The organism is Actinomadura harenae (assembly GCF_003696215.1).
In the GTDB taxonomy this organism is placed as follows: domain Bacteria; phylum Actinomycetota; class Actinomycetes; order Streptosporangiales; family Streptosporangiaceae; genus Spirillospora; species Spirillospora harenae.
Window position 1 is genome coordinate 1 of the sequence record NZ_RFFG01000191.1, and the last position, 8,697, is coordinate 8,697.

General features: G+C 74.9%; 9 protein-coding genes. 4 read left to right on the forward strand and 5 right to left on the reverse strand.

Annotated features, from left to right (window positions below; genetic code table 11):
* Positions 1–1,293, forward strand: a 1,293-nt coding sequence (locus tag EBO15_RS41810; protein ID WP_233616840.1) for an AAA family ATPase, incomplete at its 5' end; no start/stop codon positions are given.
* On the forward strand, positions 1,290–1,733 hold the full coding sequence (locus EBO15_RS41815; RefSeq protein ID WP_122199984.1) for a hypothetical protein: 444 nt from the start codon (positions 1,290–1,292) through the stop codon (positions 1,731–1,733). The genes EBO15_RS41810 and EBO15_RS41815, both read left to right, overlap by 4 nt.
* 208 nt (positions 1,734–1,941) lie before the next feature.
* Here the strand turns inward: EBO15_RS41815 and EBO15_RS41820 are convergent, their stop codons facing one another.
* From EBO15_RS41820 to EBO15_RS41835, 4 genes are all read right to left on the reverse strand, one after another.
* The gene (locus tag EBO15_RS41820) at positions 1,942–2,388 is read right to left on the reverse strand and encodes a hypothetical protein (protein WP_147481899.1); all 447 of its coding nucleotides are present in this window, start codon (positions 2,386–2,388) and stop codon (positions 1,942–1,944) included.
* A gap of 5 nt (positions 2,389–2,393) precedes the next feature.
* The gene (locus EBO15_RS41825) at positions 2,394–3,317 is read right to left on the reverse strand and encodes a hypothetical protein (protein ID WP_122199986.1); all 924 of its coding nucleotides are present in this window, start codon (positions 3,315–3,317) and stop codon (positions 2,394–2,396) included.
* Between the two features lie 139 nt (positions 3,318–3,456).
* Positions 3,457–3,864: a hypothetical protein gene (locus EBO15_RS41830; protein WP_147481900.1), complete on the reverse strand. Its 408-nt coding sequence runs from the start codon at positions 3,862–3,864 to the stop codon at positions 3,457–3,459.
* A 97-nt stretch (positions 3,865–3,961) separates the two neighbouring features.
* Positions 3,962–4,912: a DUF6177 family protein gene (locus EBO15_RS41835; protein WP_233616841.1), complete on the reverse strand. Its 951-nt coding sequence runs from the start codon at positions 4,910–4,912 to the stop codon at positions 3,962–3,964.
* Positions 4,913–5,141: 229 nt separating this feature from the next.
* Between EBO15_RS41835 and EBO15_RS41840 the strand changes: the two genes are divergently transcribed.
* Positions 5,142–6,602 (forward strand): LCP family protein, encoded by a 1,461-nt coding sequence (locus EBO15_RS41840; RefSeq protein WP_158628504.1) that lies wholly within the window; start codon positions 5,142–5,144, stop codon positions 6,600–6,602.
* A gap of 108 nt (positions 6,603–6,710) precedes the next feature.
* On the forward strand, positions 6,711–7,571 hold the full coding sequence (locus EBO15_RS41845) for a glycosyltransferase (RefSeq protein WP_122199989.1): 861 nt from the start codon (positions 6,711–6,713) through the stop codon (positions 7,569–7,571).
* 88 nt (positions 7,572–7,659) lie between these two features.
* Here the strand turns inward: EBO15_RS41845 and EBO15_RS44870 are convergent.
* Positions 7,660–8,697, reverse strand: a 1,038-nt coding sequence (locus EBO15_RS44870; RefSeq protein WP_199745161.1) for a beta propeller repeat protein, incomplete at its 5' end; no start/stop codon positions are given.

Genomic DNA, 8,697 nt, shown 5'->3' on the forward strand with positions numbered 1-8,697 from the left:
GCGCCGTGGGGCCCGCCCGCCGCCGGCGGCGACGCCCCGTCCCCGTTCCCCGACGTCCAGGGCCCAGGCCCGGGGCCCGGGTTCGGGCCCGAGGGGATGCCGGGGCCCGGGCCGGGGCTCGACGGCATGCCCGGTCCCGCGCTCGACCACACGATGGCCGGACGGCAGGGCGCGCTGGACGCGGCGTCGTCCGGGCAGGGCCCGTCCCAGGACGAGCCGATGTTCAACGCGGACTTCGCGTGGGAGGCGGCGATCAACCCCGTCCTCGGCGGCGGGGTCGAGCAGCAGGACGAGGCGCAGGACCAGGAGCAGGACGGGGCGCCCCACCCCGAGCAGTCCGCGCCGGACGCGCAGCAGCAGGCGCAGCAGGCGGCCGCCGCCGGGCCGCATCCCGCCAGCGAGCTCGTCCGCAAGAACGTGCACGGCGACCGGATCGGCAAGCGGCTCGGGCGCGGGGTGCGGAAGGCGGTCGGCGGCGGGTCCGCGATGACCGCGCAGCAGCAGGCCGCGTTCGCCGACCTGATGGCGCGTCCGGTGCCGAGCTTCCGGCAGATCGCGATCGCGAGCGTCCGCGGCGGCGCGGGCAAGACGACGATGGCCGCGCTGCTCGCCAGCGAGCTGGCCCGGCACCGCCAGGACCGGGTCCTCGCGATCGACGCGGACGCCGAGCTCGGCTCGCTGCCGCTGCGGCTCGGGCTCGTCCCGCAGCTGTCGCTGTTCGAACTGGCGCAGGCGAACCCGTCGACGTTCGACGAGGTGTCGAAGTTCCTGTCGCGGACGTCCGAGGGCCTGTGGGTGCTGTCGTCCACGCGCGGCGGGCGGATGACGCGGGAGTTCGACGTCCCGACGTTCCAGCGGGCGCTGAGCTCGGTGAGCCGGTTCGTGAGCGCGGCCGTGGTGGACTGCGGCGCGGGCATCCTCACCGACGTCAACCAGGGGATCATCGCGCAGACGCACGCGCTGGTGCTGGTCACGCCGGGCACGGTGGACGGGGCGCTGAGCGCGCGCGGGGCCCTGGAGTGGTTCGCCAACAACGGAAGGCAGCACGTGTTCCAGCGCGCCGTGGTGGCCATGGTGTCGCACGCCCCGCAGGTCAACGCCGACCTCGGCCGGGCGGAGGAGATGCTGACCGCCTGGGGGCTGCCCGTGGTGCAGGTCCCGTACGACCGGCAGGTCGCGACCGGCGCGGCCCTCGACCTGGACAAGGTCGGCGGCGCCACCCGGCAGGCCGCCACCAAGGTCGTCTACCAGGCGTTCGCGCGCTCGCTCGGCCTGCCGGGGGTGCAGGGATGAGCGTCGACTACGTGGCCCTCGCCCGGCGCCGCCCGGACGTGTTCGCGATCGCGGACGGCCTGGCCGCGATGGGCGAACCGATCCACATCCGGGGCGGCGAGAACGAGCCGCCGACCCGCCTGTTCGACGCCGCCGGACGCCTGCTGGTGTCGATCGAGGAGCCCGTCGAGGTCACGGTCGCCGGCGAGATCGCGCGGCTGCTCGGCGCCGGGTTCGCCGCCCGCGTCGGCGCGCCGGTGTGGTGGGTGGACGTGCGCGCCGTCGCCGACATCCCCGAGGCCGCGCGGGTCGCGCGCCGCTTCTCCGACGCGCTCGTCCACTGGGTCGGCGGAACCGTCTATCCGGAGGGCGAGTCCGACGCCCCGGCCCGCAGCTGGCGCGCCGACGGCGCCCCCGGGGACGACGCGTCCCACCCCGGCGTCATCGGCGGGCCCGCCTGAACGACCTGAGGACGCGTCCCCTCATGGCCCGTCCGAACCGGCCGGGGGGTATGGCCGGAGGGTGTGATCTGTGTCGCGGGCCGCATGAGCGGCCGTGGCGCGGGTAGTTGCCGCGCGGGGTCGGATGTTGGACGAGGGCCGTCACGGATGCTCGTGACGGCCCTCGTTGTGTCCGCCTCACCCGCGCCGCCGGGCGCGTGTCCGCGGGTCAGCGGCGGTCGAGGGAGGCGCGCAGGGTGGCGAGGAGCTGGTCGGCGGAGCGCAGGTCCGCCTGGAGGGCGCCCGTCGCGTTGCGGAGGCGGTCGCCGATCTGGGCGCGTTCGCGTTCGCCGAAGACCGAGCCGTCCGCCGCGAGGAGCTCGGCGGCGCGGGCGCGTCCGGACTCCTCGGCCTCGGCGCGGGCGCGGCGGATCAGGGCGAGCAGTGTCGCGGCGAGGTCGGCGGCGGGCATCCGCATGGCGCGCGGGTCGATGTCCAGCGCGCGGACGCCCTCGCCCGCCGCGTACTCGACGCGCAGCCGCCCGTCCTCGGACGCGGCGGACGCGACCGCCCCCGCGTCCGCCTCGTAGACCTCGCGGACCCCGGCGAACAGCCGGTCGGCGTCCGCCGCGAGCCGCTGCGGGTCGAAGCCGAGGATGCGCTTGAGATCGTCCATCGAGGTCACTCCCAGGGGTAGGGGTAGGAGCCGTCCGGCCGCCGGCCGGGGGTGAGGCCGCCGGTGACGGTCTGGCCTCCGGTGCGGACGTCGTTGACGCCCTTCGCCCCGGCGGCCTGCGGCAGGCCGGGCGGCAGGGGCGTCCCGGCGCGGTCGCCCGCGATCCGTCCCGCGACGCCCTCCTCGGGGAACCTGCCGCCGATGCCCCAGGCCGTCGCGTCGCGCTCGATCCGGTTGGCGGTGCCCCAGACGAGCAGCGGGCCCTGCGCGATCGTGCCGTCGATGAAGTCCTTGAGGCCGCCGAAGCCGCCCTGCGTCGCGCCGACGAACACGTCCCCGGCGATGAGCGTCCCGAGGATGCCCGCGCACAGGTGCAGGGTCGTGTTGAGGCCGGCCTCGACCTCCTTCAGCGTCGCGGTCATCTCGATGATCGCGTTGAGCGCGGTGATCCGGGCGAGCGCGGCGCTCAGCGGGAAGACCGTCGCGACCGCGACCCAGGCGGCGAGCGCGACGAGCACGGCGGCGAGCAGCGCCATGAACAGGATCACGGCCATGGTGAGCAGCGCGGTCAGGAACAGCACGGCGGCGACCGCGACCGCGCGGATCTCGATGCTCAGCAGTTCCCGCAGGTAGCGGTCCATGCGCTGGTCGAACGCGCGACCGTCCTCGCTGTGCCAGGCGTCGCCGTGGGTGACGTCCTTGACGGTCTTCTCGACGTCGGCGCGCGCCTGCCGCATGTCCTCGGCGACCTTGGTCCAGGCCATGCCGCCGTCCCAGAACACCTGCGGGTCGTACTGGTGCATGAAGAAGGACGGGACGAGCGGCCATGCGGCGGGCAGCCCGAGCGCGGACAGCGCCAGCGCCGCGCCCGTCGCGGCCTCCAGGCTGTACCGCGCGATGTCCGCGCCCGCGTCGAGCCCGGCGGTCACCGGGCCACCGCCTTCGCGGCGCTCGTCCGGGCCACCGTCTTCGCGGTGCTTGTCAGGGTTATCGTCTTCGCGGTGCTCGTCCGTGGCATCGTCTTCGCGGCGTTCGTCCAGGTCATCGTCTCTGCGGCGCTCGTCCGGGTCATCGCCATCGGACCGTGTTCCGGTCCTCGGCGGCCTTCCACGCCTCGGCGTTCAGCCGGACGCCCTCGTGGATCTGGACGGTCTCCTCGGCCTTGTGCCTGAGCTGCCGGATCGTGAACGCCTCGACCTCGTTGTAGGCGATCGCGAGCGAGTAGGTGAACGAGGTGTAGGACGCCCCGGACACCGCCAGCCCGACGAGCCGTCCGGACGCCCCGGTGACGGGACGGGCCGCGTCGGGGAGCCTCCTCGCCAGGTCGGCCAGCCGGTCGTGCTCGATCCGGACCTCGTCCGGTGAGGCGGGCGGGGGCGGCTGGTAGGGGCCTCCGGGCGGCCACGGCGCGTTCGCCGGCGGCGTCGTGCCGCCACCGCCGCCCGGGGAGTTGATGATGTCGGCGATGCGGTTCACGCCGTCCATTCAAGATCGCCGACGCGGGCGGGCGAAGCCCCCTTCACGCGACCTTGACGCCGCTCCGGCCGGTTTTCACGCGCCTTTGACGGAGCGGTCAGCTGTGCGGGGTCTGGAGGTGCTGGAGGAGGCGGCGGTGGCGCTGCCAGCCCTCGGCGGAGCGGCCGTCGCCGAGCGGGAACAGCGTCATGGGCGCGCGGGGCGGGCCGACCTGCTGGCCGGGGATCCCCTGCGGCGACGACACGGCTCCGGCGACGGCGAGCGCGACCGGCGAGGCGGTGCCCGTCCAGCGGGGCTCGGTGGTGAGGTCGGCGCGTCCGGGGGTGAGCTGGACCAGCAGGGACGCGACGGGACGGTCGGCCGCGATCGCGCCGACCAGCTGCGGGAGGTGCGCGAGGGGCGGCGGGTCCTGCGGGGCGTAGCCGACGGTGACCGTGGTGGCCTCGTTGACCGCGCCGCCGCCCGCCGCCGTGAAGTCGCAGACCGCCTGCGCGGGGCGCGGGCCGTCCCCGGCGACGATGACGCGCGCGGACTCGCGGTTGCGGACGTGCTCGGTGAGCCGGTCCGGACGCCAGGGCTCGGCGACCGGCTCGGCGGTGCCCCAGCCGAGCGGGGCCTTGCCGGTGAGGAGCTGGAGCATGCGCTGCGCCGTGCCGCCGACCTCGGGGTCGGCCGCGCCGTGCCGGACCCGGTAGGTCAGCCCGAGCTGCGCCCCGACGGGACCGGCGGGACGGGACGTGAAGCCGGGCGCGTAGTCGCGCGCGTCCGGGACGGGCTCGAACGCCGCGCCGTTCCACCGCATCGGGCGCCCGCTGAGGCCCTCGTAGTAGGCGTCCCCGTCGCGGACGACCCAGTGCGGGCCGGAGGCGGCCGCGCCGAGCCGCAGTGGCAGCGTGATCCGGGACTCGGGGGGCGTGACGAGCTGGACCGCACGGCCGGACCGGGCGGCGTCGGCGAGCGCGTCGACCAGCCAGGCCGACAGCGGTACCACGGGCCGGTCCTGGAGGACGATCATCGCCCGTTCGGTCAGTGCGTCCACGGTGCTCATCGTCCGCGCAGTCTATTCCCGTCGGGGCACCGTGCCGCGCGGCGGACGGACGGCGTCCCGGGGGACGACGGGAATTTCCCGTGATTCACGTGACGAAAGTCGAAGATGTGCTGAAATGTCCGCGATGTCGGAGGAGAAGGCCGCCCGCCCGGGCCCGCCCCCAGGCCCGCCCCCAGGCCCGCGAACGGGGTCGCATGCGTTGCCGCCCCTGCGGATGTCGTCGGGGTCGGTGTTCGAGAGCGCGCCCCCGGCCGTCGAGCGGGCCACGGAGCGGGAGGCCGAGCGGGAGGCGGCGCCGCGCCGGACGGGGCGGACCTGGCGGGTGCTGGGCGGCCTGTCGGTGGCGATGTCCGTCGTCCTGGTCGCCGGGAGCATCACCGCGTACGCCCTCTGGCGGCGGATCGACGGCCAGATCGGACGCGAGGACGTCACCGCGCAGCTGCCCCAGCACCGTCCGCCCAAGCTGAACGACGCGATGAACATCCTGCTCATCGGCTCGGACTCGCGGATGGGCGCGAACGCCCGGTACGGCGCGGAGCTCGGCGAGCGCTCCGACACCACGATCCTGCTGCACCTGTCGCCGGGCGGGAACCAGGCCCTCGGGATCAGCTTCCCGCGCGACTCGATGGTGCGGATCCCCGACTGCAAGCGGAAGAACGGCAGCGTCATCCCGGGCCGCCTGGACATGATCAACTCGGCGTTCGCGCTGGGCGGGTCGCCGTGCACCTGGGCCACGATCGAGTCGCTGACCCGGATCCACATCGACCACTTCGTGAAGGTCGACTTCACCGGCTTCAAGCGGGTCGTGGACGCCCTCGGCGGCGTCGAGATCTGCGTCCCGCGCCGCATCGACGACCCGAAGGCCGAGCTGCACCTGCGCCGCGGCCGCCAGATCGTCCACGGCGACCAGGCCCTCGGCTACGTCCGCACCCGGTACGTCCTCGGGGACGGCTCGGACCTCGGCCGCATCCGCCGCCAGCAGCAGTTCATGGCCTCGGTCGTCAAGAAGGCCACCGACAAGGGCATGCTGAAGGACCCGGGCAAGGTCTACGCGTTCCTGTCCGCGGTCGCGAAGTCCATCAAGGTGGACCGGGAGTTCACGCTCCAGGCGATGGAGAAGACCGCGTCCGGCCTGCGCGGGATGAGCGCGGGCAAGGTGCGGTTCGTGACCGTCCCGGTCGAGGCGTACCCGGCGGACAAGAACCGCGTCCAGTTCAACGCCGCCCAGGCCGAGCCCCTCTTCCAGGCGATCCGCAGCGACAACGCGCCGCCCGCCCCGCCCGCGCCCGGCCCCGGCGGCCCCGGCAAGCCGGGCGGCCCGCCGAAACCCGTCCCGCCCGCCCAGGTGAAGGTCACCGTGGTGAACGCGACGACCGAACAGGGCCTCGCCGGACGCGTCGGCGACCGCCTCAAGGCCCGCGGATTCCAGGTCGTCAAGACCGGCACGAAGAAGAGCGGCTCCCACTCCAGGACCGAGATCGTCTTCGGGCTGGGCGCGCGAGGCCAGGCGGCCGCGCTCGCCGCCGCGATCCCCGGCCATCCACCGCGCCGGGACCTGAACCTGAAACCCGGCATGGTCTACCTGGTCATCGGCACGGACGGCGTGACCGTCGGCCCCACCGTCCGGCGCCCCGTCCCGAAGATCGCCGGCGAGATCCGCGCCGACCGCGACCCCTGCGCCCGCCGGTGACGGGTTCCTGAGAATCGACTCAGAAGGCCTACTCCCGACACGAACCGGAATGACGGAATGGGGGTATCTTGTCCGCGCGCCCCTTCCCTGACCCCCGTCTCGAGAGTCATGCCCATCGAGCCCTTCTGCCTGCTCATGACCGTGTACGGCGGAGACCGCCCGGAGTACCTCCAGGACGCCTTCCACAGTGCCGTCCATGACCAGGACCTCAGACCGGACCAGGTCGTCCTCGTCCAGGACGGACCCGTCGCGCACGAGCTCGAGGTGTGCCTGAAGGAGCTCATGACGGCCAGCCCGGTCGAGGTGACGTTCGTCCGGACGGAGGTCAACCGCGGCCTCGGCCCCGCGCTCGACCTCGGCCTCTCCGCCTGCCGCCACGACATCGTGGCCCGGATGGACGCCGACGACGTCGCGCTGCCGCATCGCTTCTCCGTGCAGGTCCCGATCGTGAGCGACGGCGCCGACCTGTGCGGCGCCGGACTCCTGGAGTTCGGGACGTCGCTGGACGACCTCGTCGGCCTCCGCACCCCGCCGAGCGCCCCGGGGGACATCGCCCGGTACGCCCGCCTGCACGACCCGTTCAACCATCCGACGGTCGTGTACCGGCGGCGCGCGGTGGACGCGGCGGGAGGCTACGGCGACCTGCCGCTGATGGAGGACTACTGGCTGTTCGTCCGGATGATCGCGACCGGCGCGCGCGTGGTGAACGTGCCCGAGCCGCTCGTCTACTACCGGGTCGGGGACGGCGCGTACGAGCGGCGCGGCGGGCGTGACCTGCTCCGGTCGGAGATCCGGCTGCAACGCGAGATGCGCCGCGGCGGCCACCTGTCACGTTCCCAGTTCGTCCGGAACCTGGTGATCCGGGGCGGCTACCGGCTCGTCCCGACCGCGGTCCGCCGCCCCGTGTACCGCATGGTCGTCGCGCCCTACGGCGCCCGCCGCAACCGCGCGCGCGACGACCGCGCCTGACGACCGCGGCCGAGCGGGCGCGCGGCGCGGGCGTCGACCCTGGTCAGCCGTCAGCCGTCAGCCGTCAGCCGTCGCCCGTCGGCCGTGGTCAGCCGACGGGGCGGGACCAGAGGAGCGGGGTCTCGGACTTCTCGGTCGAGGTCGTGCCGACGCCCAGCACCGTGCCGTCGAGGACGGTCAGGCCGTCCACCTCCTGGTCGCCCGTCCCGTGCAGCGCGGCCGGGGTGGTCGCGAGCTTCCAGTCGGCGCCGGTGGCGGACGTCCAGGCGACGACGTCCCGGGTGCCGGTGCGGCCGGTCACGCCGGTCGCGAGGAACCCCTTCGGGGTGGCGGTCACGGCGGTCAGCTGGAAGTCGCGCGCGCCCTCCGGCAGTGGCGGGCGGCTCTCCTTCCAGCTCTTGCCGCCGTCGGTGGACACGTACCCGACCGGCGCGGGGCCGGTCGAGCCGACGCCGGTGCCGAGCGCGACGAGCGTGGAGTCGTGCGCGGCGACGCCGGTCAGCTGCCCGTCGGCGAGCCCGGACGGGACGGGGAGCTGCTGGAGCGTCCACTGGAGGCCGTCCGGGGACGTCCACACGCCGGGACGCGCCGCCGGGCCCTGGCCGATCTTCGGATCGCGGACGCCGCCGACCGCGACGAACCCGTCCGGCGAGGCGACCGCGTCGCGCAGCCAGCGGTTGGAGTTCGGGCGCGCGCCGAGGCCGTCGTCGCCGACGCTCCGGCCGCGCTGCCAGGTCCTCATGTCGGACGAGAACCAGACGGCGCCGGACAGGCCGTCCTCGCCGACGATGACGTAGCCCTTGGGACCGGCGGCCGCGCCGTAGGTCGAGAGCGGGGTGTTGCGGGCGGGCTGGAACGGCGCGGACGCGTCGACCGCCTGCCAGGTGTCGCCGTCCGCCGAGGTCAGGACGAGCGGGCGGCGCGGCGAGGCCTGGTCCGAGCCGACGGCCAGCCAGCCGGCCCCGCCCGGGACGACCGCCTCGAGCCGCTGCGGCCCGGACCGGGTCGGCACGCCCTTGGCCTTCGCCCAGGTCGTGCCGTCGCCGCTCGTCCAGACGGCGGCGTCGCCGCCCGCGCCGCCGACCGCGACGGCCTTCCCCGCGGACGCGGCCACGGCCGACACGGA

Bases quoted from the DNA above. Each gene is read 5' to 3' on its own strand.
- EBO15_RS41815 (WP_122199984.1), top strand. From the start codon at position 1,290: ATGAGCGTCGACTACGTGGCCCTCGCCCGGCGCCGCCCGGACGTGTTC.
- EBO15_RS41820 (WP_147481899.1), bottom strand. From the start codon at position 2,388: ATGGACGATCTCAAGCGCATCCTCGGCTTCGACCCGCAGCGGCTCGCG.
- EBO15_RS41835 (WP_233616841.1), bottom strand. From the start codon at position 4,912: ATGAGCACCGTGGACGCACTGACCGAACGGGCGATGATCGTCCTCCAG.
- EBO15_RS41845 (WP_122199989.1), top strand. From the start codon at position 6,711: ATGCCCATCGAGCCCTTCTGCCTGCTCATGACCGTGTACGGCGGAGAC.